The sequence below is a fragment of the Bradyrhizobium sp. URHC0002 genome (assembly GCF_054059515.1).
Genome location: NZ_JBSSCF010000001.1, coordinates 7,938,695 through 7,960,513, shown reverse-complemented (window position 1 = coordinate 7,960,513; position 21,819 = coordinate 7,938,695). Strand labels below are relative to the sequence as shown.

Below are 21,819 nucleotides of genomic sequence, written 5' to 3'. Positions count from 1 at the left end.
CTTTGCGACTCTCTCGATGGGAACGATGACGGAAGTAGAAGAAGATGAAGAAGAAGCTGAAACAGGTGAGCCGGGCAGAAGCTCAAGCACCGACATCGCGTATCCGCAGATCGCACAGCTCGCAAAGAACGAATGGCTGCTTGCCGCGTTTCATGACCGGCAGCTGATCTTGGGGATCAGCTCCAGAGTAAGGAAGTGATTATGAGTGACAGCGCAACGACGACGGATCACAAGGTCATCAGGAAATGGGCGGAGGAACGCGACGGGCGGCCGGCAACAGTCCGTGCGACCGAAGAGGACGGGCACGCAGGTATTCTTCGAATTGATTTTGGGCCTGCGGAAGATCGACTTGAAGAGATCGAATGGGACGAATTCTTCGCCAAGTTCGACGAGTCCGAACTCGCGTTTCTGTATCAGGACCGCACCAAGGACGGTAAGCTGAGCCGTTTTCACAAGTTCGTGCGACGTTCTGCCGAATGACTGCGCTCTCGAAGGCGGCGATCGGTCGGGCCGCGGAGGGGACTGACGACGACTGGATTGCCGCGATGCGGGCCGGAGAGCTTGAGCGGGCCTGGGCGATCACCGATCGCGACCTGCTGACATACCGTCAAGTCCGTGAAGACAAGCATAGCGGGCCGCGACATTTGCAGCGAATCTGGCGGGGCGAGGAGCTGCGGAATCGCAGGGTTCTGGTGCGATGTTATCACGGACTCGGCGATAGCATTCAATTTGCCCGGTTTTTGCCGCCTCTTGCCGGACTCACGCGAGAGCTCTCGGTGTGGTGCCAGCCGGAGCTTCTGTCGCTCATTGAACGCGTCGAAGGCGTGGACCAGGCTATTCCGCTCCACGACGGTACGCCGGATGTCGAGTACGAGCTGGATATCGAGATCATGGAAATCCCGCACGCGATCAGGGCGTGCCGTCGCCTGATCGAGCTGTCCGGGCCTTACCTCAAGCTGCCGCCTTGCCCGGCCCCGGCATCGATCGTCAGGCGGGAAGCGCTCGCGGTGGGACTGGTCTGGGAAGTCGGAAACTGGGACAAGCGTCGCGCCATCCCGGCGGTCCTGCTCGAGAAGCTCAATAGACCAGGAATTGAACTTTACTCCTTGCAGAGGGGAGCCGCACCGGGCGAGGCGAACCGGATCGGGGCCAGGGACATCAGCACGCCAGACGTCATCGAGCTCGGTCGGCGCATGGGAGAACTGGATGTGATCGTGAGCGTCGACACTATGGTGGTGCATCTGGCAGGAGCGCTTGGCTACGCACCGTGGGTGATGTTACATGCGGATTGCGACTGGCGGTGGCCGATGCGCGGCGGTGCTTCCCTTTGGTATCCGCGCGCCAGACTGTTTCATCAGCGCCTCGCAGGAGATTGGGCAGATGTGATCGAAGACGTCAGCTCCGCTCTGGCGTCCCAAATTCCGCGCGGGAGGCAGACTATGACGCCGCCTGCCTGACTGCGTCCGATACCCGACATAGCTTCGCTCGCCAAACACGCCAGTGCCGCGGCTTCCTTTTAACATAAGTTATGTCGTTGCGGGGCCAACTTCGCTACGATTGCTCTTATTTCAACCGTTAGGACAGGTATTTAGGTGGCACATGAAAAAGCTGGACGAAAGGACGGCAGCGAATATGGACGTCGCGCTCGAGCAGGTATGTCGGGTCTTGCCTCATGGAGGTGATCACGAAATTCGAAAACGCGTTGCCAAGAAGCTGCTGCATAGTGCGCGACATGGAGTTACTACGTTGGGCGATTTTATGACGATTGCGCGAACCGCGCTTAGCGAAATTTCCTTGAAAAAATCGGCATAGCTCGCGCCCGCGCTGCTTCAGCTTCTACCCGTCTGCCTTGGCCTGGCTGCCCCTTCCACTCGGCGCACGGTCGTCCAAAATGCGCGCCGAAGTTGGGAACGTCAGTTGCCGACCGGCATTCTCCGGAAGATGGAGAGAGCTGATGTCCAAGCCGTTCTCGAATTGGGAAATCGACCTGCTGTGCGCGACGGTCGCCTATGTCTTGTCAGCATCGATAACCGCAGTGCTTAGAGCTCTGTTCGCGGGCTAACTTGTGATTCAAGTGCGTATGCCGCGAAGCGCCGTCAGGACCGGGACGAACTTTGCGCCGCGTGCTCGATTATCTTGCGCGCCTGCGCTTCTTTCGTCAGCCGCATCGCTCGCACCTTTCGGAAGTCCACGAATGGCTTGCCTAGTTCTCTGGCCTTGTTCTGGACTGCCAACCTTGGACGCTTCAGCACTACTGAAGCACGGGCCGGCGAGACGCCCCGATCGACGAGCGCACAAAGAAGGGTGATTTGATCGGCAGTCCAACTGCGGCGAGTGACACGAGGCATTCGCAGATCCATTGAATTTTCGGTGTTGGTCGGGTGTGTAGTCGATACTTCTACGGCAAACGCTAGCGCTGCCATCGCCGCCTGTCTGTCCGGTATACGACAGAGGTATGTGGGCTGCCCGCAGGCGCTGCGCTTAGGTTCAACGTCTGCGATCCTGCTGCTCGATTTCCTTCAGGACAACTTCGGGGGCCACGTCCTTCGTGATCTCGGCGACTTCCTGCTCTGCGCCGGTGCGGACTTCAAGCTTCTGAGCGATCGCGGAGACTATCTCAATTAGTCGCGTTAGTTCGTGCTCGGCAAGAAGGTTGATGTGCAGATCGAGGTCATCGCGCTTGTCGGTTGCGGCCTGTGCACGGTTTTGGCTGATGAGCACGAAGGTGGAGAGGAAGATCGCTTCGACCGACGCTGCCATGGCCAAAACCACAAAAGTTGGGTCGAAATGCGGAACGCCGGGCATCAAGTTCCAGGCGATCCAGACGCCGTATATCACCAGATGCAGACAGACAAACCGCATGCTGCCGGTGAAACTGGTGATCGCGTCGGCCAGCTTTTCTTCGTTGCTGGCCTCAAGTTTCTCCGTTTTTCGCCGTTCACGTAGAGTCTCGATGTTTCTGCGGAGCGCAGAACTTAACTCGCCCTCGTGCGGGTGTTCATCAATGGTCTGCCTTGAGGACACCAGAAGCTCCGCGGGTAGCAGATGGCATGGGCATCCTCGTCGAATTCACCTCGGAAGCGTCTCGTTCCGCGGGCGTGGCATCGTTTTCCGGGATCGCGTAGCATTGCAGATAGTCATCATTGAAGTCTGCAAGTCGTGTCAGGGCATTCCAGTCCCGGATCTTCAGCCGTCGAGAGTTCCATTCCACCAGTTCAAGATGCCGTAGCTCCTGAATGACGCGGTTGGCATGGACGTTTGAAATGCCACAGGCGTCGGCAACGTCCATCTGCGTCCAAGGCATGGAGAACGACAAATCACGCGCCAAACCAACGGATTGAAGCCGCACGGTTAGCTCGCAGATGATATGCGCGACCCTCGCAAAGGCGTCGCGCCGTCCTAAATTGACGACCCATTCCTGGAATATGGCCGCCTGCATCAGCGTTTCGCGCCAAAAAGCCTGAGCCAACGTGGATGATCCATCCAGCACCTCCTTGAGTGCCGCATGCGGCACGAAGGCGAGCACCGCTGGCCCAAGGGTTGCGATGGTGTGATCGACCCTCGGCAAGTATAATGTTGGGAGGTCAACAACGTCGCCGGGAACGAAGAACGAGGTGATCTGGCGACGAGATCCCGCGACGGGCTTGTGGCTGTACAAAAAGCCATCCAGCACAAGGGTACATCGCGAGGTGGAATAGCCGTAGGAAACGATTTCACGATCGGCGGAATAGTTGACGACCTTCAGCGGGAGCTCGGCGATACGTCGGCAGTCAGCGGGCGAAAGCGTGTTAAGCCGTTCGACGCGAGACAGCAGCCGTGAATATGGTCGTCCAGTGTCCATGCCTTACCTCGCTAGCAAGAAGACGAGGTGCAGTAGCTCTGGAAAAGTCTTTTGCTGCCCCGTTGGAAATCCATGTCGCACGCCCGATCTTACGCCGCTGTTGCCGCTCAATTTAACTCACATAGATATTGTACGCGGGAACGCGGAAATTGCATGAACGTTCCTTTGATCTCGTAACGTCGGGAGCCTGACATAAGCGGTGAGATCTTGTCCTGCGTTCGCCTCCGCGGCTGTTTCGCTTGAGCACCATCACCTATTTGCCGTTTAGCAGGCGGCCGGAATGTTTTGCTCCGAATGGAGGCAGTCAAAAATCAACGCGAGATTGGCCGGTCCGCTCTGACGTTCGCCGCTGACAAAAAGCATCGTTTCGGGGTCGGCCGGCGGAACGAAAACCAGCGGCGAAAGGTTGCAAGCGATCTTCTCACGGAGGCGGCGGCCGGGGCGCTGCGCCGCCCGAGCCCGATAACAGATGCGAGATTTTTCAAAGACGGTTGCGATGGCGTTTGGCGGAGGCCTTGGGTTGGCCGCTTACCATGCCGGCGCTTACGAGGCCTTTTGGAAACGATCGGTCCGAGTGCATTGGCTGGCGGGCTCGTCGGCCGGCGCAGTAACGGCGGCCCTGATCGCCGGAAATTCCAGCGACAGAGGGGTCGAGCCGCTTCGCGCTTTTTGGAATTTTCCGCCGTTGGAGAACAATCGGCCTGAGCCTTGGCGGCATCTTTATGGCTGGATCGGCGCGATTGGTACCCGCCTCGTGGGCAGTCGCGGTCATTTTCACCCGCGCTTGCCCTCGACTGACCCGTTCGTATTCCGTAGCTTGTATGATCTGAGCCCGATGCGGGAGCGGTTACGAAACTTGATTGATTTTGGCCGTCTAAATAGCGGACAGACCCGAGTATCGATTGTTGCGACTGATATTGAAAGCGGAGAGCCGGTCGTCTTCGATTCGTCTAAATTGCGGATCGACATCGATCACCTGATGGCGAGCTGCGGCTTCCTGCCAGAGTTCGCGCCGCTCGAACTTGATGGCCGACTTCTAGGCGATGGTGGGCTATCGTATAACGCGCCGTTCGATCCGATTCTAGACAGCGACGTGAAGGGTGAATCTGTCGCTGTATATCATCGACCTCTATGCTCGCGACGGCGACCGGCCAATCTCTCTGGAAGGCGCCATCGAACGAAAAAGCGATCTTCTGTTCGGAAATCAGACCTATCTCCGGCTTAAATACTGCGTTGAATTGCGAAAAGCTCGAAGGGAGAGCTCGAAGGTGGTCCCCAGTCACGTCCACGCGATCGGATTGTCTTGCTGAGTTACCGGCCGGGCACGGAAGAGCCGGGCCCCGAGAAGTCCTTTGAGTTATCTCCTGCCGCTCTGGCGCAGCGCTGGAAGGCCGGCTTGCTGGATATGGATCATGCGTTGGACTTGAAGTGTGAAGATGATCTCATCGCTGTGCGCCGAAAATGAGCGGCGGGCTCTACCAGGCCGCTGCTACGGCGATCATCATAAAAGTTCCCCGCCGGCGGACGAGGCTGAGCAAGCTGACTTCAATCGATGACCGTGACGTCTTCGCGGCCGAGCCATAACACGCATCCGTCGGCCCGGTAGGCGCGAACCGTCCGTGTAATATTCTGTTGGACGGCCCGAATTGACCAAGGGATCCATGGCGTGCGCGCCTTCTGCGGCGCACGAGGCCTTTAGGAACATTTCAACACCGTGCGAATTCGCTATTAAATATCAAAACGAACCACAGGGCGTGAAAGTCATGACACGATCCGTAGAAGAGTTACGGCGGGAATCCGAGCAAAGCCGAGCGGAGCTTGCGGCGACCGTCGACCGGTTGAGGGAACAGATCGCCGACACGGCCGAAGACATCCGCCACAAGGTCTCGCCGGAGAACATCAAGACCGAGGTAACCGGCTTCATTAGACACAAAACCCATGGCTGGTTGGATACCCTAAAGCAGCAGGCCATGGACAACCCGATGCAGGCAATCGCGGCCGGAGCTGCAGTTGCCGTGCCGGCACTACGCCTGGCGCGCGGGGTTCCGCTGCCGCTGTTGATGGTCGGAGCAGGCTTTGCACTTAATTCGAAAACGGTCCGTGATCGCGCTGCTGCCGTGGTGGCTCCAACCCTGGACAAGGCAAGCGAGTTTATCGACGAGGCTGGGGAACGTGCGCAGAGTCTCGGCGACGGCATGCGGAAAGCCATGTCCCATGCCGAACATCAGGCTACTGATATGGCCGGTGAAACTCGGGAATACGCAGGCGAGCTGGCAGATGCGGCGAACGGGATAGCCGGTGATCTAAAGGACCGCGCGACGCAGGCCGCCGAAACCGTTGCCAGCAATGTCAGGTCCGGAATGGATGCCGCTTCGGAGATTGCAAAGGAGCGGATGGAGCGAATACGCTCGACGGCAACGAGCGCTCCGGCGAACGCAGGCAAGGTAATCCAGGACAATGCGGCATTGATCGGCGGCCTCGGCGTCGCCATTGGAGCGATCCTTGCCGCAGGCAGTGGATGATTAAAACGCGCGCCGTCGCCCGAGGGTGTCCGTGCGCGCCATCCAGTCTGGCAGAGGCGCGCCATCCCGGTGTCGTCCGCCAGCACAGGCGGCGGCCCATGCGGCCACAGCGCCAAGCAACACGGCGGTGGCGACCGAGAACGCGAGGATAATGGCGCTGCGTCGCGACCGTGCAATGGCAGTTTTGGCGCTCGCAATCGCGTTATCCGTCCGCCGCTCAGCGTCCGCTTGCGATAGGCCGGTCAGGGCACCAACCAGCTGAATCAAATAGGTGCGGTCATCCGAGCTCAGGCCGTCGTGACTTGAGGCCGTGAGGAGGATGCGCCCAGCTTCGGCGCGTTCGGCGCTGAGGTCGACGGTGGGATTGCGGCGGCCGGCACGAAACAGCCGGTCAAGCTCATAGCTAAGCAGCGGCTCAGCCGCTGTTGCCTGCGCTCCGCTGCGCGTTGGGGACGTCCGATTGACGGCGGCTGCACCGATCAGAGCTGCTAGGATCGCGCCCATGACTACGGCCAGGGCCCAGGCAGCGAGGCCATGGACGCCATCGGCACGCTCAGTCTCCTCCACAGCTGCAGCTCTGGCGCCGGTCGTCGCTCGAACCCGTCCAGCAAGATAACCGCCAAGGCCGAAGCTGAGGACCGCTTGCAGGATCAAGTAAAGGCCGGACAGGATCGCGAGCGCGGCCGACGCATCACGCCAGGTCGGCGCTGTCGAAGAGACGCCTAGGCCAATCGTGATGCCGAAACCAAGTAACACCGAGGACAGGGCAGCCGCTGCGAATGCGCCGAGCACGATGGGCGACCATTCCAGGTAGCCAGTCGCAACATCGGTTCGCGTCATGGGTGTGATTTTCTGATCCATGGCATCACCGAAGGCCGAAGAACGACAAGATGGCCAAAATGACTACGACGAGGCCGACGAGATAGATAAGTCCGTTCATGAAACTTCTCCTTGTGCCCGCCCCACGCCAATCCACAATTTGCCGCAACCGGCAAAGTTCCAAAAATCGGGAACAACATGCAATTTCGGTCGAGTTCAAGTCATCCGGATTTGAGGCGTAGCTTGTGCAGCCTCAACAGCAGGAAGCTTTCGGTCGGCGACAGCGCCTACGCCGCAGAGGAAATCACAGCCCAGATGTGTTGGGCTTTCTATGTGCTGGAATCGACTACCGGCACGTGCATGGAAGTGCGGCCTATATCGACCATTGGCTGAAGGTCATGAAGACAGACAACGCGCCATTGTCACCGCGCCCTCGCCGCCTTCAGGCAGCCAACTAGATCAGGTCAAAAAGTCTTCCCGCAGCCCGAAAAGGAAGACGCCCCCCCCTAGTACCCGCTTTTGCTCAAAGGTGATTCAGAATTTGGCAGCACGTCCCGCGTTTGTCCGTATCACTCAGCTATGATTCCCGGTACTAGCGGTTGGCGCCTGCGTTGGGGACCTCTTGTGCTAGCGCCTTCAGGACCGCCCCGTTCGCTGTTACAATTCCGCTGACCGCCATCACGGCTTCCTTGGGTGAGTCAGCGAGCCTACGAACTAAAACTCCGAAACGAACAGCAGCCCTTGCGCTATCGTCACCAACAGTAAAGGTGCCGTGGTGATAAAAAGAGAACACTTGGACAACGGTAGCCGTGTAGACTTTTCGGCCTCACTCGTCGATCTCACTCTCTCTGCAGATCGCCAATCAGCTCCTTGATACGCTGCGCGGTGGCCGGATCCGTCGCCATCTGCAGGGCCAGCTTGTGATATCTCAGTCTTCATTTCGAAGTTCGACCCGCTCGTTCTTTGACCGCAAGGTGAAATATTCGACTATCTATAAATTTGCTATGACGCGGGAACCGCGAATATGTTCAAAGTTCCTACTCGCGCCTGTTTAGAAGGGCATCAATTTCCTCAGTGCGGAGGCCCTGCATGCCCCAGCAATATCCCGCCCCGCCAGGACTGTGCCCAGTATGGTTCAGGCGGAGGCGGAGCACCGGAAAAGGGAAACGGGCTAAGCCAAGGCCAAGATCAGCCTTGAACAGCCGGGAGATGCATGCCGGTTGATAGAACGGCAAGGGCGATCCTGTTCGGACACTACAAGCTGCACTTTTGCAAATGGGTGTTGTTCTTTACAGCGGATCATAACAATGCTTTGCCGCGCTTCGGATAATTTTTCACGAGTTGCTCTTCCAGTCCGTCAACGCGGACGGATTTCCCACAGGACCGGCACTTCAGTTCTAGCTTCCGGATCGGCACATCCCGCGGCCGGCGAATGGCGTCGAGCGGAAGGCTCGTCCGGGTCTTGCAGCGATTGTATTCAACCTCGAGCTAGCCGAGTCCGCCATTGAGGCACTGCCCGATTGTCGAAGATGGATGCGCGGGCCCGCCGTAGCCTTCCATGTCCACTGGACCAGGCTTCGGCCTCTGCCCTATCAGCATCGGTTGGCTTTCTGAGCGGCTTGCCGCGCGCCTTGGGCCCGTATCTCGGCGCCCATTATCCTGGCCGCCCTAGATTACCACTCGACTTTTCGTGCTCATGAGGTCCGATTACGGCGCCTGAGGCCCCCTCTCCGCAATCCACGAGGTTTAGCGAAGCCCGGCAGGTTCGCTACAAGTCCTCCGTCAATCTGTCCCTTCGTTGGCCCTCGACAAAGCAAGTTGGTAGCCAGGACTGCTCAGCGCTTGGAATAGGAACGGTTGCGCGCGCAAAGCATTCTTTCGAGAGCTTCCGGGACTACCCTCCCAACCCCCTGAAGTGAGCGGCGCCAACGGGAAGCCGGGGCCGCTTCATAAGAATGCGATTTTACTGCCGTCATCTGTCGGCTACCGCGCAGACGGTAAAGTTCAATCCGACTTAAATGTAGTTGAGCTAGGGCTCAAACCGGCCGTCCAAATGGTTCAGCAGCGCAAGCGTGTTAGACACAGGGACACCTTTGAAGAGCGGCTTTCGAAAGAGGCGGCCAAGTTCAAAGAAGCTGCCGACAAGCTGCCTCCCGGGAGTTTCGCTCGGGAAATGCTTCTGCGGCGAGTTGCGCAGGCTGAGACTGCGTCCAACATCGATAAGTGGCTGAGCTCCAAAATTTGTGGGAAAGCCTGCTGACCCCCCGTGGAACGCGTCTGATGGAGTGCCTCTCGGAATACGAATGGATCGCGCCGTCGAATCTTGCGTCAGCTTCCGGGACCGTGCTCCCAAGGCATCTCGGAAGCGAGCGGCCCCGGTCCCCTTGGCTTCCTCCATTGGCGGCCGGGGCCGCTTCCCATCGGCCACATGAATCCACTATGACTGTACTGCTCTATTCGATCAGCGCTCGCCAGCACGTAGGAACGAACGCGATTGGTCCCGGTTTGCCAAGGGTCGATAAGACGAACACTACGGAGGTAACAAATGAAGAAGATCATTTTGGCATCCGCCTGTATCCTTGCGTTTGCGTCGCCTACCGCCTTCGCGCAGACCGCCGCTCAGCCCAATGACAACGGCCCGTCTAGTTCGGGCAACGTCGGACCAGGCACATCGCAAGGCGTGATGAAGGACGGCGCAATGAGGCAAGGCACCACGGGTGCCAGCAGAACGCCTTCGTCCCGCGGCGATGCCAGCACGTCCGGCGCAGGTACCGCGGCTGGCGTAAACAACACGGGCACAGCCAAGGAACCAGGCGCTGTACAAAAGGGTTCCAACAAACACTAGAAGCCGCTGCGAGAGAAGAGGCCGCCCCACGGGCGGTCTCTCCGTCATCACAACAGATCTCCCACTTCTAGACTCCCGTCTGCGGCCCACGTGAATTGACCGCGCGGATCAACCTACCCTGAGGTTTTCGGCGGATTCTTTCCCGCGGTTAGCCGTTAATTCATAGCTTACCTTAGTGCCCTCATTCAGGCTGCTCAGGCCCGCTCTCTCAACAGCCGAAATATGGACGAACACGTCCTTGCCGCCAGTGTCGGGCTGGATGAATCCATAGCCCTTTGTCGCGTTGAACCATTTAACCGTACCTGTCGCCACGTCGTTTCTCCCCAAAAATTCTAGAGCGCGATAGGATGGTGACAGAAATCCGGCAAATAAAGGGCTAAGGCAAAAGCCGCCTGCCGCCGGATTTGGGAACAGCGACGGCTCTCTCCGCACTCCTAATTTGTCTTGTCGATTGTCCTGACGTTCGCTCTGAGGCTAGCTTGTGAAGTCTCAATAGCTGCAAACCTAATTGGCGAAGGTCATTCCGGTATGGTCAGGGACGGCGAAGGGTATCGGCTGCCTGCTCCCGTATGCGGGAGGGCGCCATGCTTAATGGCGTTTTCATTGGGTTTGCCCCGTCAGCGGATGATGAGGCAAAATTAATTGTAAGTTAACGCGGCCGTCTGTTCGCTTCCCGACAGAAAAGCAAATTTTCGACTCTTACTTTTTATGCAGGAAAGTCTCGATCTTCCGCCGGCCATTCCATAGCTTTACGTCGTGTCCGTCGACGAGCTTCTCCGCGCGCTCCTTGGCGGCCTCATCATCTCGGCAAACGAAATCCACGCGATGAAGGATAGTGCCGGCCAAACTAACTAGTATCCGGAATCGACGCGACCGGACGGTAGCGCGTTGCGAATCCTACTGAAGGAATTGGCTTCGCAATGACGCCGCTTCGGCTACCGCCGCCTGGGGCTGCTACTGGCTTGGCAAGGGGTCCGGATCAATCGGAAGAAGCTGCACCGGCTCTACAAGGAGGAGCAGCTAATCGTACGCAAGGGCGGTGGCCGCAAACGAGCACTGGGTACCCGCGCCCGCAAGATCAGAACTTGCGCTGGTCGCTCGACTTTCGGAGGGCGTCAGAAAGAATGTGTAAGCAGGTTTCTGTGAGTTTACCTTACCGAGGAGACTCACATGACGAGCGACACGACGATTACAGCTGAACTACTGGATCCACTGCTTGCTAACTATGAGAAGCCTGAAGACCTCACAGGTGCGGACGGGCTTTTCAAGCTGAACCGTCCCGGGATTGCCGGAGGCCGTTTGGTTTAGATTTTGCCGTCATGGCCGGTTGTTCCAGCATGGCGTGGTAGCGTTGCTCGGCTTCGGCGGCGGATGTTGCCGATGGGGCTTCCAGGAGCCGTCGATTGTTGAACCAATCCACCCATTCGAGGGTCGCGAACTCGACGGCCTCGAAGCTGCGCCATGGCCCGCGCCGATGGATCACCTCAGCCTTGTAGAGACCGTTGATGGTTTCGGCGAGAGTATTGTCATAGGAATCTCCGACGCTGCCGCAAAATAAGCGCTCGCCTTGCGCAAGATCTCGTTGGCCTGCCGAAGCTCGCGTTTCTCCCTTTCCAGGGCCTTCAGCTTCTCGGCCATTTCGGTCGGAACGCCGGTCCGCTGCCCACTGTCGATCTCGGCCTTCTTGACCCAGTCATGCAGTGTCAGCGGCGTGCAGCCGATCTTGGCCGCAATGGAGGTCACCGCCGCCCAGCGCGATGGGTGCTGGTTGGCGTGATCCAGAACCATCCGAGCTGCACGAGCCCGGACTTCGGGTGAGAACTCGTTCGTCGTCTTGCTTGTCATGGCTCCATCCTCTCAGGAGTTGGAGCCTCCGGCAAACCCGGGGGCCGTTCACCCAGCCCCTTGAAGTCTGAGTCGGTTACGTCCCCTGGCTTGCGCATCATATCTTCCCCAAGCTTGTCGATGGAGCGGTGATAGTTGAGCAGCCTCCGGAATGCTGTAAGACAGCCTGAGACGGCGTCGTCCCGCCCGAGACTTTTGGAGGGAGAGCGCGCTTATACGTCGTTCCGATGTACGCTCTGCCGTGTCAATGATCTGATCGCGATGGCGATCTATCATCTTTACGTCAAGGTCATTGGCCGCAAGACTGGGTCCAGCGCGGTAGCGCCAGCCGCCTACTGCTCGGGCTCGCGGTCGCGCGACGAGCGGCTTGACTTTCCGTCGCCCGGCCGCCTGGCATAAAACCGCTCTGCCGCCGTGGCAGATCTGTGCCGGGACGCGAGGCCAATTTAGAAAGCCAACAATCCCTCAGCGACCGCTAGCGCAAGGACACCCAGGTGTGTTTGCTCGGAGAATTCGCCAGAACGAATCAATTCGCGAAGCTCGCGCGGCGTTGCCGAGCTTACCGAAACACCGGTTTCCTCGACAAAACCAAAGGTACGCGGTCCGGCCACAATGAAAAACGAATACATGTGGTTGTTGATGCGGCTTGAACATGTGGCCGTTTTGCCGATCAGGGTTATGGTCTCGGCCGTATATCCTGTCTCCTCCAGGAGCTCGCGAGCTATTCCGGTTGCTGGATCCTCATTTTGATCAAGGAGACCGCTGGGAAGTTCAAGCGAATATCGCTCAATTGCAGGACGATACTGACGAACAAGCAGTATTCGCCCCTCCCGCGTCATTGCCACGGTAGCGAGATAGCTTGGCTGTTCGATGGCGTAATAGGTTTCAATTCTTGCGTGTGGAGAAAGCTGAACGTCCTTCGAGACGACTGTCATCCATTCGGAGATAGGGACATGCCTACGTGCAATCAGTTTTGGCCAATCAGTCATACGGCGCCCTCGTCCAAAGATGCAGTCACTTGCAGAGCGCCGTCGCGTGTACCCAGCACGACATACAGTGTATTCCGATGTTCCGCTGCCATAAGATTGACAATTACATCATGTCGCCGGCCGCGGATTCATTCGCCAAACTTCGCACCGCACACCGGCCTGATCACTGGAAAACACCCTCCTGCTGGCCCAGCGGAATGGATTATGTAACCTGCAGGGTCCAATGTTTCGGTGGCAAGTGAGATCGGCGCAGGTTGATGTTCGGGGCGCACGTTCTCGCCTGAGATCTACAGAACTCCCGTTCCTAAAGACTTTCCACTGACGTCGCAGTCGAGTTCGCAGGCGTTGGGCTCCTCATTTCTCTATCCTTGTTCAGTGACCGTGCGCGTAGGAGAATGGCCGGGATAGCCGCCCGCGCTTGGTTGTTCGATCATCTAACGGCGAGGCATTTACCTAGCCTCTTCGACAATTCGTCCATCCTGGCCCGATGTAACCCAGCTTGTCGCCGCGCCAAAGACTACTGTTGCAGCGTCTCCCGGCTCACATCCAGCGCATCTCGGCCGGCCTGTTGGACTCGGTCAGCATATTCGGCACCGGCGTCCGCGAATTCGGCCTTCACCGTGTCAGAGGCCTCTCGGACACTTTGCGATACGGCACCGGCACGTTCCTTCAAGTCTGCTTTCAGGCCGTCACTCAATTCCCCGACCCACTCGTCCTCGAGACTGGACTTGGCAAGAGCGCCGGCCACGGTCGCGCCGATCGCAAGGCCTACGGCGCCGAGGACCAGCGGTTGCCGTTCCATTAGATCGGACAACGAAAATTGGGCCTGCCTCAACGTTTCCTTTTTCGGCAGCGCTTGGCCCAGCCGGTCGAACATTTCCCGGGCGCCGGCCACGCCTTCATCCAACCGCTCATTCATCGTTTCTGCCGCGCCTGACATCGCATCGGACGCAGCCATGCGGGCGTTACGGACCGTATCATTGATGCTGCGCGAGGCTAGGTCGATGCTGCGCGCCGCTTGGTCCTGCATTTGGGAGGCGCGCACTGAGCCGGAGGTCTCGCCCCAACTGGAAGCCGCAGACCTTTGCGCACGCGTGCCGATCTCGACAAGCGGCGCGACCGCGTTCCTGAGCTTGTCGCCACCCATAAGCAGCCACAGCGCCCCGCCACCGATCAGCGCCGCCGCCAGTGGGTTTTCACGAGCGGCAGCGGTCAGGCTATCCATAAAACTCCCTTGCGAATCCCTCATCGGACCATTCCCTTCACCGTATCCTTGTCCTTTTCGAGTTGGCGCAACGTTTCACGCGGCGCCAGACGGCGTGCGTCGAGCCGGTTCATGCCGATCGCGAAAAAGATACCTGCGAGCACTGCGGCAACAGCCGCGGAGATCAGATAGGAGGTCGGCTGGGTCCAGCCGCCAGCGATCAAGGCTGCAGAAAGCGCAAATAAGGCCATCACGATCGCCGGAATAACCAGGACGGCACCGGCGGCAAGGAGGCCGACGGCCCCACCGATCTGCTGAACCTTCTCGCCGAGTTCGGCCTTGGCGAGGTCAACCTCGTTCTGGAACAGTTTTGACAATTGCGACAGCGCATCGCCGAAGAGATGCGAGAGTGTCCGAAAATCAGTCTTTGTATTCATGATGCATCACCCTTGTGGGATCCCGAGCTGTAGGACGAGGATGGGTTGAAGTTTGATGGATTATAGGACGACGGGTAAGGTGAGGAAGCGTCCTGGCTCGAAGAGCTCTGGCTTCCCGACGCCCTCAGGAAGCGAACGGCGGCGAAACCGGCCAACACCGACAGACCGAGAAATGCCGCGGGCTGGCGCTTTGCAAAATCCGTCGCACCATCGAGCACGTCACGGAAGCTGCCGTTGCGAATTTTGTCCGCGGCTTCGTCAACATATTCAGCCGCCGAATTGATGCTGCGGGCTGCGAACGGCACGTCGTTTTCAAACGCGCGTGCCGCATCCCTGATATTCCCGGCGAAACGGCCGACGAAATCGGCGCCCGACCGCTGTTGTTCACGGGCCTGGTCCTGGAGACGATCCGCAGCTCCGGCCGCGGCTTCCTTGGCTGCATCGGCCGCTTCCTTGAATTTGTCGCGAGCTGTTTCGGTGGATGCTCTCAGGGCATCGCCGGCTCGCTGCTTAATCTCGGCACCAGCGTCCGCCATTTGGTCCCTCAGGTTCTGCGACGAGCCGGCATTCTGGTTCCGGGAGGAATTCGCATTGGGGGTGTTAAGATCCATATCGCTCATGGCGGCCTCTATCAGCTGTGTGGGTTTCGGGAAGGATCGAAGGCCGTTGTCACAATGTCGTCGGCCACCTCTATGATACGTTCGGTCACGCCCTCAGTGATACGGCTGGCGTGTCCGCCAAGGTCGGCCGCAGAGACGCTTTTGGCAGCAGCATCCGCCGCCGACAAAACGGTGTCCCTCGCGGCCTCGAATCCTGACTGAGCTGCGGCACTCGCCGAGCGTTTGATCCGGCCACTGGCTTTGCCGACCACGCGGGCTTCGGCCGTGGTGCTCGGAAGGGATGTCGATGGCGGCGGCCCCGAAGTTGACCGGCTTGAACTCGGGGCGGTTATCGGTCGTCGTCTTGGGCATAGCATCCTCCGTTCAAATCGTGAGCAGGAGGGTCTGGGTTATGCCAATTGTCATCTTCCTAATCGGGATCGTCGCCGGAGCGGCGTCACCACCCTCAAGTCCGCATGCACCCATGGACCACGTTTTTTAACGGGGATTGTGCCTCCAATAAGCTGACGGCCGCTACCCTCCCGGCTGCAGACGATAGCACAAGGCTGTTTCTACACCGCACAGGCGTGCCACGGCCCTGGACAGTTTTTTAAAATGTCGCGCTCCATACGCAGCCGCTCATCTCTCGCTGCAGGCGCGCGATCTCCGCCGCGGGGTCCGCCCAGCCCCACGCAATTCCACCCAGCGCCGCAACACGGAATCGCGCAGGCCAAGTTCCTTGGCCACCGACCCGATCGAACGACCGCTCGAAACCACCAGATCGACCGCTTGCCGCTTATAATCGTCCGTAATCGAACGCCGTTGACGTCCTTTCATCCAACACCTCTCCAGGCTCTTCGAGCCTACTACAGGTGTCCATCAATTCGGAGTAGGTTCAGAGTATCGGGGGCGCTGTAGCGTCGCGGCGCGGTGTCCAATATCACGATTGACATAATTCTTGTCTGCCCCTTCTGCTGCGGTGATCTGCCTCTTATGGTATGGAAGTGCTTCTCGTAGCTTCATTGCCCTCATGTTGAAAGAGCTGAGGCGATGTCATTCCGGATTTCTGTTCGGCGGATCAAAGATGCACATGGCTGCGGTGAACCCCGCATGCACCGACGTGGCTGTGCGCTCGTTCGGCACATTCACACAAGACCTGCATGATCTGGCGGATTGGTTCAAAGCCTGTGGCGTGACCAGTGTTGCGATGGAATCCACCGGGTCTATTGGATCCCGGTCTATGAGATCCTGGAGCAGCGCGGGTTTGATGTAATTCTCGTCAATGCTCGGTTCGCCAAGAATGTGCCTGGCCGCAAAACCGATGTCAGCGATGCCGCGTGGTTACGCCAGCTTCATTCCTATGGCCTGTTGCGCGGCAGCTTCCGGCCCGATGCCGAGATTGCAACCCTGCGCGCCTATCTGCGCCAGCGAGAGCGGCTTGTGGAATATGCCGCCGCCCACATCCAGCATATGCAGAAGGCCCTGATGGAAATGAACCTGCAACTCCATCATGTTGTCTCGGATATCACCGGCGCGACGGGCATGCGGATTATCCGAGCTATTGTTGCAGGCGAACGTAATCCTGACGTGTTGGCAACCTACCGGGATGTACGGTGCCATTCTTCGGCCGAGACAATCCGCGCAGCACTGGTCGGCAACGACCGGGATGAACATGTCTTCGCCCTCAGCCAATCACTAGAACTCTACGACGTCTATCAGGCAAAGATGCTGGATTGCGACCGCAAGCTCGAAGTCCTGATAGCTGCATTGAGCAGCAAAGGGGTAAAGCCGGTCGGAAAGCTATCCAAACCACGCATCAAGACCAAGCAGGTCAATACACCTACCTTCGATGTCAGGACCGCGCTGTACGGCGTGCTCGGCGTAGATCTGACTGAGATCCATGGATTGGGTCCCTCACTGGCACTGAAGCTCGTCGGCGAGTGCGGCACAGATTTGAGGGCATGGCCGAGCGCTAAACACTTCACCTCTTGGCTTTGCCTGGCACCGGGTAACAAAATCTCCGGTGGCAAGGTGCTATCTTCGCGCACCCGGCGATCCTCCAGTCGGGCAGCCGCACTGTTGCGTCTGGCAGCCACAACCGTCGGGCGGAGCGAGACAGCGCTCGGCGCATTCTATCGCCGGCTGGCCACACGTGCCGGCAAGTCGAAGGCCGTAACAGCGACCGCCCGCAAGATCGCAGTTTTGTTCTACAACACACTTCGGCACGGCATGAGTTACAAGGACCCAGGTGCCGACCAATATGAGCAACAATATCGCAGTCGCGTCCTCTCTAACCTTCAGCGACGGGCCAAATCACTAGGCTTCGTCTTACAGGCCATTCCGGGAGAGGATGCCAATCCGGCTGTTTCTTAGGAAGTCGATCGCGATCTTTCTGGGGGACCGAAATGAGAGTCAGCTTCATCGGAGATTGCCGCGCCGACTATCCTGTGCGACGTGCTCGCCGTCTCGCCGGCCGGCCGTTATGCCTGGCGCTCCCGCCCGGAGAGCCGGCGATCGGCCGCCAATCGTGAGTTGGTCGACGACATCAAGCAGGTCGCGACACCCGCGGACGCTATGGCAGCCCGCGCATCCTTGCCGAGCTGATGGCTCAGGGCCGCGGGGTGAGCCGCGGTCGGATCGAGCGGTTGATGCGCATCATGAATGGTTTCGTTTCATAACGTCAGCAACTTTTGCGGATCGCCCAGCCTAAACGCCGGGTTTTTCGCATTCAAAATAAACGGCCCCAGTTCGCTTCACAACTGGGGGATGTTTGCTTCCCGGGTCGGACTGGGGGCTGGAATCGGAAGCCCATATCTACTCACTCGGCCGGCGTTTGTTCCTTTTGAGCGCGCGCAGTTTTAAGATGCTTCTGTTCGATACCCGACTACCATCGGCAGAAAACGGGTTGCAATTTCCAAGTGCGAGCTTGGGAGATCACCAGGGTCAAATAGCGTAGACAAGTCAAACGCACTGGGACTTTCGAGGAGCAGTTAGCAGCAGAGGCGATAAGGTTTAGAGAAGCGGCGCAGGAGCAGCCGGCAGGCAGTCTAGCACGAGAGTTGCTGTTGCGGCGCGTGCGCCAGTCCGAAACGGCGTCGCAGATCAACAGCTGGTTAAGGTCCCCGGAACACAGCTACCACGAGCCGTGGAAGATTTGTCAGCCGAGAAGTAAGGTCGCGCCTCAGCTGCTTTATTTCCAGAACCTCATATTCAAAGGCGACGCCTTCGGAATATTTTCCGCGAACCAGGTTGCCGCGGCGTCGGCGTTGGCGAAGACCTTGAGGTGATCGGGGTCGCCGACCTGCTTGCTCGTATTCACGTAGATCAGCACTGTCATCGGCGGATTCATCCTGTCGGACATAGAAGCGGCCCCGACCGACACACCGGAGAACAGCAGGGGGCCGGGGCCTTACTTCCAGGGGCCATGGGATCCGTGGTCCAGGAAGCTCACTTAAGATGCTTTTGCGGCGTCACGTTCCTATCCGTTCCTCGACAAGCTTCCTTCGAAGATGGAGGACATGAAGGACATTGCGAAACTCGGGCTTCACTCAATAGAGGCAATCGCCGAGAAGTTTCATATGAGCGAGCAGCTTCTAACGCGCCTCAATCCTGGAAAGAAGTTCGACCACGCCGGCGAAAACATCGTCGTAGTGGATACCGGCGTTGGCGAGGGCGACGATTCTGTTAAGGCGGACAAGATTGAGGTGGACAAGACGCGGCAGACCGTCAAGCTGTTCGACAAGTCCAACGCCCTGATAGGATTCTATCCGGCCACCGTCGGAAGCGAAGAGAAGCCCTCGCCGTCAGGCACGCTGAAGGTGACCGGAGCCGCAATCCGACCTATCGCTACAAGCCGGAGTACCACTTCAAGGGCGTGCGTTCCGACAAGCCGTTCACGATCAAACCGGGCCCCCACAACCCAGTGGGCACGGTATGGATCAGCTTATCGGCGGAAGGATACGGGATCCATGGCACGCCCGAACCGGGAAAGGTCTCGAAGGCGGAATCGCACGGCTGCGTGCGTCTTACGAACTGGGATGCCGAGCGCGTAGCCGCCCGAGTGTCGAAAGGCACGCCCGTGGAATTCGCCGCCGCCGGCCGTCGCTGAGGTCTGGCGGGCTTATCGAGAGAGATCACGAAAGCCCCGCCGCGAACGCCCTCGCGGCGGCGAACGGCGGGCCTTGGCCGAACCGCAGGTCAATTCGATCTGTTGATGACGATATGGTTCATCGGCCTTGTCAGAATTGAACCGACGATCGTCAGTAACCGGAACGATTGCATACCCGCCCAGTTGCTCAGGACGGACACTCGCGTCCTGAAGCGGCGTCGACCTGTCCAGGTTCAATCCAAATGGAAAGCGAGCGAGCAACCAAGGAGGAGAATTTCGATGATGAACAGAGTGAAGAGTAGGTCTCTGGTCACGACGGTAGTATTGCTCGCTGGCGTGGGCTTTGCGTCAGCGCAAGGTGTCGGTAGCGCGGGCGGCGGTGCCGGCGGCGCGGCGAGCGAAAAGGGAATGGCGTCGGGTGGCCATTCCGGAGGCCCAATGGGCAGCGGCGCTTCTGGTGGGGAAGGCGCTTCCCACAACGAAAGAATGACGCAGGGCGCTGGGTCCGAATCTCGCGAGAGCGGCCGGACCGAAGGTCCCTCTGCACGCGGCAGCGAGTCGAGCCGCGGGCAGCGCGAGGAGTCCGGCACACAAGAGCGTGGCCGCGCTGAAGGCCCGCGCGACAGCAGCAAGCGCCGCGACCGCATCAGAGTGTCATGATTCGCAAGACCGCTCCGTTGCCGGTAGTTTCCGTTCCCTCAGCTACGTAGCTGCGGATGTCGTTCGACCTCTGGTATTAGTGCTCCTCTTTTACATTGAAATGGAATCTCGTGATTGAGTCTGCCAGCGATCAGGCTTTTTTGTTGATACTGATCATGTTTGTCTTGGCCCGTGCTTTATCTGGGCGTTCTGGGAGCTTGAAGAAGCTCGCGCGCGCCGTAACCAGCAACGCCAATTCGTGAGTGCAGCGCGACCCTCACGAAGACCCAGTGATTAGCCATTCGGGTGATCCTTTCATGCCCTGCGGAATCCGATCACGAGTCAGGCTCGTATTAGGGTGCCCGAACCGCTTACCGCGGCACGCAAGAAATTAGAAAATACCAATTGGATTTGGATCTATCTGCGCAAATTGCATCTTATGTTACCGACCTTGGCGGGCTGCAAGCGGCGAGAAGACCGAAATCTTCGTCCGCGATGGCGTCCCTGATGCGTTCCGCAATGCGCGGACGCTCTACCTGAGCGCGGTGGGCCAGGTCTTTTTGCAGTGCTATGTAGCCCTCCCTTGTCATAGGCAGTTTCCGAATTGGTAAGTGGAAATCATCAGTCATCGATTGATATCTCAACTTGGGTCCCAAGAACTCTGCGTCAGGCGCATCGCCGTCGCCGCGGTTGACGCGCAGCGCCGGTTTTCCCCGCGGGACTTCGCCCACTCGTCCGCCAAATCTCTTTGTGGCCGCAACGATCTCGTTCACCCGACCGTATCCGCCATGCGTGCGCCACGTTTACCCAGTGGGGCCGGGTGGCCTGTCGTCGTGTCGACCGAGGTTTGGTGTTCGAGCTCAGCATTGATCTTGGCTCCGATCAGGATCACCATCGTAGAGATCCAGATCCAGGTCATGAAACCAACTGCGGCACCAAGTGATCCGTAGGTCTTATTATAATTGCCGAAATGCGAGGTGTACCAGGAGAATAGTACCGAAGCCGCAATCCAGACGATGACCGCGAAGAAACTGCCCGGAGATATCCAGCGCCACTGAGGCCGGTCCCGGCTCGGGCCGAACCGGTAAGTGATTGAGATAGCGAGGCCGGCGGCCACCAGAAGAGCCGGCCATCGCGCGCAGTCCACGATCAGTCCGAGCCCCGGAGCTCCCAGGAAGGATAGTAGTTGCGGAAGTACCGTCACGGTCAGCAGCGATGCGATGACAAAGATGAGCGCGCCCAGGGTAAAAGCCAGCGAGATGGCATTGAGCTTGATGAAGCCGCGCTTCTCCTTCTCTTCGTAGACCGAGTTGAGACCTTCGAACACCGCCTTGATACCACCATTGGCGCTCCACAACGAGATCGCAAGGCTCGCAACCGTGGCCAAGCCGAGTCTTTGCGGAGGTTGCGAGGTCAGCTGCTGGAGCTGCTCGCGGAGGATCTGCATGCCGCCTTCAGGAAGGATGCCGGCCAGGCTGTCCAGGTGCTGGCCGACGGCTCCGGCGTCAGCGAACAGCCCGTAGAGCGAGATCAGTCCTGTCAGACCTGGGAATATGGCTAGCAGAACGAAGAACGTCACGCCTGCCGACATCGTGGTAATCCTGTCCTCAGAGATACCATGAAAGACTCGTAGCAGGACGTCTCGCCAGCCCTTAGCCGGAATCTGCGAAGGCGCTTCTGCAACCCGACCACGGTCCTCGGCTCCGACGTCCGGCTTGCGACGGTCATACAAATGATTGGATTGCGCTGGCATCATCACGGTCCTGTTAGAGCTTCCTGGAAACGGAGCTAAAACAGAATTTCAGAGATCGTTCCTAAGCTGCCGGAAAGCGCAAATCGACGTTGGCTCGAGCGTCCTAATTTGTTGTCTCGGTCGGGAAGCGGACAGACGGCGGCGCCAACTTTCGATTAAGTTGGCTTGATCATCCGCTGACGGGGCAAACCCAATGAAAACGCCACTAAGTATGGTGC

At 58.6% G+C, this 21,819-nt stretch carries 18 protein-coding genes and 6 pseudogenes; 11 read left to right on the top strand and 13 right to left on the bottom strand.

Going from position 1 to position 21,819, the window contains the following annotated elements; translation table 11 throughout:
- Positions 1-25: 25 nt before the first annotated feature.
- Genes ACVWVY_RS38325 through ACVWVY_RS38315 form a run of 3 tightly spaced genes read left to right on the top strand, consistent with a single transcriptional unit; the run spans position 26 to position 1,457 of the window.
- Positions 26-199, top strand: coding sequence for a hypothetical protein (locus ACVWVY_RS38325; RefSeq protein WP_456631255.1), 174 nt, complete (start codon positions 26-28; stop codon positions 197-199).
- A gap of 2 nt (positions 200-201) precedes the next feature.
- Positions 202-480, top strand: coding sequence for a hypothetical protein (locus tag ACVWVY_RS38320; RefSeq protein WP_456631254.1), 279 nt, complete (start codon positions 202-204; stop codon positions 478-480).
- Complete coding sequence (locus ACVWVY_RS38315; RefSeq protein WP_456631253.1) at positions 477-1,457, top strand: hypothetical protein; 981 nt, start codon at positions 477-479, stop codon at positions 1,455-1,457. Before ACVWVY_RS38320 ends, ACVWVY_RS38315 begins: the two co-directional genes overlap by 4 nt.
- Positions 1,458-2,487: 1,030 nt before the next feature.
- Here the strand turns inward: ACVWVY_RS38315 and ACVWVY_RS38310 are convergent.
- Positions 2,488-3,024 (bottom strand): DUF1003 domain-containing protein, encoded by a 537-nt coding sequence (locus ACVWVY_RS38310; protein WP_456631252.1) that lies wholly within the window; start codon positions 3,022-3,024, stop codon positions 2,488-2,490.
- The gene (locus ACVWVY_RS38305; protein WP_456631251.1) at positions 3,002-3,841 is read right to left on the bottom strand and encodes a Crp/Fnr family transcriptional regulator; all 840 of its coding nucleotides are present in this window, start codon (positions 3,839-3,841) and stop codon (positions 3,002-3,004) included. Before ACVWVY_RS38305 ends, ACVWVY_RS38310 begins: the two co-directional genes overlap by 23 nt.
- A 469-nt stretch (positions 3,842-4,310) precedes the next feature.
- Between ACVWVY_RS38305 and ACVWVY_RS38300 the strand changes: the two genes are divergently transcribed.
- Together ACVWVY_RS38300 and ACVWVY_RS38295 are read left to right on the top strand one after the other, a co-directional pair.
- Positions 4,311-5,066, top strand: a complete 756-nt coding sequence (locus ACVWVY_RS38300; protein ID WP_456631250.1) for a patatin-like phospholipase family protein — start codon at positions 4,311-4,313, stop codon at positions 5,064-5,066.
- A gap of 421 nt (positions 5,067-5,487) precedes the next feature.
- The gene (locus ACVWVY_RS38295) at positions 5,488-6,363 is read left to right on the top strand and encodes a DUF3618 domain-containing protein (protein ID WP_456631249.1); all 876 of its coding nucleotides are present in this window, start codon (positions 5,488-5,490) and stop codon (positions 6,361-6,363) included.
- Here ACVWVY_RS38295 and ACVWVY_RS38290 read toward each other — a convergent pair whose 3' ends face one another.
- Positions 6,364-7,224, bottom strand: coding sequence for a hypothetical protein (locus tag ACVWVY_RS38290; protein WP_456631248.1), 861 nt, complete (start codon positions 7,222-7,224; stop codon positions 6,364-6,366).
- A gap of 2,503 nt (positions 7,225-9,727) precedes the next feature.
- On the opposite strand from ACVWVY_RS38290, the gene ACVWVY_RS38285 reads away from it, so the two are divergent.
- The gene (locus ACVWVY_RS38285) at positions 9,728-10,027 is read left to right on the top strand and encodes a hypothetical protein (protein ID WP_456631247.1); all 300 of its coding nucleotides are present in this window, start codon (positions 9,728-9,730) and stop codon (positions 10,025-10,027) included.
- Positions 10,028-10,135: 108 nt separating this feature from the next.
- Here ACVWVY_RS38285 and ACVWVY_RS38280 read toward each other — a convergent pair whose 3' ends face one another.
- The gene (locus tag ACVWVY_RS38280) at positions 10,136-10,339 is read right to left on the bottom strand and encodes a cold-shock protein (RefSeq protein WP_456631246.1); all 204 of its coding nucleotides are present in this window, start codon (positions 10,337-10,339) and stop codon (positions 10,136-10,138) included.
- A 552-nt stretch (positions 10,340-10,891) separates the two neighbouring features.
- On the opposite strand from ACVWVY_RS38280, the pseudogene ACVWVY_RS38275 reads away from it, so the two are divergent.
- Both ACVWVY_RS38275 and ACVWVY_RS38270 read left to right on the top strand, forming a co-directional pair.
- A pseudogene (locus tag ACVWVY_RS38275) lies at positions 10,892-11,133 on the top strand (IS3 family transposase); the annotation flags it as partial.
- A 64-nt stretch (positions 11,134-11,197) separates the two neighbouring features.
- Positions 11,198-11,335, top strand: a complete 138-nt coding sequence (locus ACVWVY_RS38270) for a hypothetical protein (RefSeq protein WP_456632507.1) — start codon at positions 11,198-11,200, stop codon at positions 11,333-11,335.
- Here ACVWVY_RS38270 and ACVWVY_RS38265 read toward each other — a convergent pair.
- The 6 genes and pseudogenes from ACVWVY_RS38265 to ACVWVY_RS38240 form a co-directional block, all read right to left on the bottom strand.
- A pseudogene (locus ACVWVY_RS38265) lies at positions 11,292-11,872 on the bottom strand (transposase). The gene ACVWVY_RS38270 and the pseudogene ACVWVY_RS38265 sit on opposite strands and share 44 nt — an antisense overlap.
- 446 nt (positions 11,873-12,318) lie before the next feature.
- Positions 12,319-12,861: an NUDIX hydrolase gene (locus ACVWVY_RS38260; RefSeq protein ID WP_456631245.1), complete on the bottom strand. Its 543-nt coding sequence runs from the start codon at positions 12,859-12,861 to the stop codon at positions 12,319-12,321.
- A gap of 517 nt (positions 12,862-13,378) precedes the next feature.
- Complete coding sequence (locus ACVWVY_RS38255) at positions 13,379-14,110, bottom strand: hypothetical protein (RefSeq protein ID WP_456631244.1); 732 nt, start codon at positions 14,108-14,110, stop codon at positions 13,379-13,381.
- Complete coding sequence (locus ACVWVY_RS38250) at positions 14,107-14,502, bottom strand: phage holin family protein (RefSeq protein WP_456631243.1); 396 nt, start codon at positions 14,500-14,502, stop codon at positions 14,107-14,109. Before ACVWVY_RS38250 ends, ACVWVY_RS38255 begins: the two co-directional genes overlap by 4 nt.
- Positions 14,499-15,122, bottom strand: coding sequence for a hypothetical protein (locus ACVWVY_RS38245; protein ID WP_456631242.1), 624 nt, complete (start codon positions 15,120-15,122; stop codon positions 14,499-14,501). The genes ACVWVY_RS38250 and ACVWVY_RS38245 overlap by 4 nt, the downstream gene beginning before the upstream one ends.
- Positions 15,123-15,709: 587 nt before the next feature.
- Positions 15,710-15,938 (bottom strand): annotated as a pseudogene (locus tag ACVWVY_RS38240) (transposase); the annotation flags it as partial.
- Positions 15,939-16,131: 193 nt separating this feature from the next.
- Between ACVWVY_RS38240 and ACVWVY_RS38235 the strand changes: the two are divergent.
- Positions 16,132-17,474 (top strand): annotated as a pseudogene (locus tag ACVWVY_RS38235) (IS110 family RNA-guided transposase).
- A gap of 69 nt (positions 17,475-17,543) precedes the next feature.
- A pseudogene (locus ACVWVY_RS38230) lies at positions 17,544-17,755 on the top strand (IS3 family transposase); the annotation flags it as partial.
- A 536-nt stretch (positions 17,756-18,291) separates the two neighbouring features.
- Here the strand turns inward: ACVWVY_RS38230 and ACVWVY_RS38225 are convergent.
- On the bottom strand, positions 18,292-18,438 hold the full coding sequence (locus tag ACVWVY_RS38225; RefSeq protein ID WP_456631241.1) for a hypothetical protein: 147 nt from the start codon (positions 18,436-18,438) through the stop codon (positions 18,292-18,294).
- Between the two features lie 172 nt (positions 18,439-18,610).
- On the opposite strand from ACVWVY_RS38225, the pseudogene ACVWVY_RS38220 reads away from it, so the two are divergent.
- A pseudogene (locus tag ACVWVY_RS38220) lies at positions 18,611-19,209 on the top strand (L,D-transpeptidase).
- A gap of 1,076 nt (positions 19,210-20,285) precedes the next feature.
- Here ACVWVY_RS38220 and ACVWVY_RS38215 read toward each other — a convergent pair.
- A complete protein-coding gene (locus tag ACVWVY_RS38215) occupies positions 20,286-20,621 on the bottom strand; it encodes a hypothetical protein (RefSeq protein ID WP_456631240.1) in 336 nt (111 codons plus the stop codon).
- Complete coding sequence (locus ACVWVY_RS38210; RefSeq protein WP_456631239.1) at positions 20,618-21,601, bottom strand: YihY/virulence factor BrkB family protein; 984 nt, start codon at positions 21,599-21,601, stop codon at positions 20,618-20,620. Before ACVWVY_RS38210 ends, ACVWVY_RS38215 begins: the two co-directional genes overlap by 4 nt.
- Between the last annotated feature and the right edge of the window lie 218 nt (positions 21,602-21,819).